Annotated in this window: 2 protein-coding genes; one reads left to right on the top strand and one right to left on the bottom strand. The window is 70.5% G+C overall.

The window, feature by feature from the left end; all coding sequences use genetic code 11:
- Positions 1-376: IS6 family transposase (locus AC5LSR_RS23505; RefSeq protein ID WP_493469045.1), on the bottom strand; the 376-nt coding region annotated here is incomplete at its 3' end.
- A gap of 241 nt (positions 377-617) precedes the next feature.
- Between AC5LSR_RS23505 and AC5LSR_RS23500 the strand changes: the two genes are divergently transcribed.
- Positions 618-1,563, top strand: a 946-nt coding sequence (locus AC5LSR_RS23500; RefSeq protein WP_493469044.1) for an IS110 family RNA-guided transposase, incomplete at its 3' end; no start/stop codon positions are given.

Raw genomic sequence — 1,563 nt, 5'->3', positions numbered from 1 at the left:
GCCGTGCTGCGGCCAGATCGCGGTGGTCGGAGGCGAACACGTCGATGACCTGCCCGAACTGGTCGACCGCCCGGTACAGATAGATCCACTCTCCGGTGACCTTCACGTAGGTTTCGTCGACGAACCACCGGTCCCCGGGAATGTGCCGGCAGGGCCGGGCAACGTCGATCAGCAGCGGGGTGAACCGCTGCACCCACCGGTACACGGTCACATGATCGACAAGCAGACCGCGTTCGGCGAGGAGTTCCTCGACGTCTCGGTACGACAGGGCGTAGCGCAGGTACCAGCGCACCGCCAGCACGATCACCTCGGGCGGGAACCGGAAGCCGGTGAACTCCGAGGCGGGGACCGGTGGACGGACGGGACGTCGACGCATTACTCGATCATGTCTGGTCAGACGTCGAGACGGCGGACCTCAGCAACGCAACAGACAGTGAGGATGTACGTGAACCCCGCGCCGGTCGGCCTGACCCAGCAACAGACTGACTGCGGGTCCTGAACGGGATCTGTCGGCCGTGCCGGCGCGGGGTTCGTGTGCACTCACCGGACGGGCGGATGACCTCATAGGAGCCTGGCCAGAGGCCCCGTCACTGTCTTGTCCGTCGCCCGGCTGGTGCGTGCCGCCCCTGTCGGTCGAGGTGATGGTGAAGGGACGGCTGGCGTCCACGATGGCACAGCAGGCGGCTGAGGTCACGGGTGGTGTGGACACCCACAAGGACAGTCACACGGCGGCGGCGGTCGACAGCGCCGGGCGGCCGCTCGGCGTGGAACACTTCCCCACGACCGCGGCGGGCTACGGCCAGCTGCTCGACTGGCTACGGAGCTTCGGTGTCCTGGTGAAGGTCGGAGTCGAGGGGACCGGCGCGTACGGTGCCGGGCTGGCCCGGCATCTGGCCGCGGCCGGCGTTGAGGTCGTCGAGATCGACCGGCCGGACCGCAAGACCCTGCGCTGGCAGGGCAAGTCCGAGCCGGTCGACGCCGAGGCCGCGGCCCGCGCGACGCTGGCGGGCCGGCGGACGGGGAAACCGAAGGACCGCGCCGGCCGGGTCGAGGCGCTGCGCGCCCTGCGGGCGGCCCGTCGTGGCGCGGTCGACAACCGCGCCGACGCACAGCGCCAGATGAAGGCACTGGTCGTGACCGCGCCAGAGCAGGTGCGTGCCGAGCTGTCCGGCCTGACGGCCGCGCGGCTGGTCGAGGTCTGCGCCGACGCCGACGTCCCGGCCGCGCAGGCCGGCGACCCCGCGGTTGCGGTTCGGCTCGCGCTGCGCAGCCTCGCGCGCCGCCATCAGCAGTTGTCCGTCGAGATCCGCGAACTCGACAAGATCATAAACTGGCTCGTCGTCACGATCAGCCCGAAGCTGCTCGAGGTCAACGGTGTCGGCCCAGACACAGCCGGCCAGCTGCTCGTCACCATTGGCGCCAACCCAGGCCGGATGCGCTCCGAGGCCGCGTTCGTGATGCTCTGCGGCGTTGCCCCGCTGCCGGCGTCCTCGGGTCGGACCCATCGCTACCGGCTCAACCGGGGCGGTGACCGCCAGGCGAACGCCGCGCTCTACCGGGTCG

The sequence above is a fragment of the Protofrankia sp. CiP1_Cm_nod4 genome (genome assembly GCF_982290645.1).
This window is presented reverse-complemented; position numbering and strand designations above follow the sequence as displayed.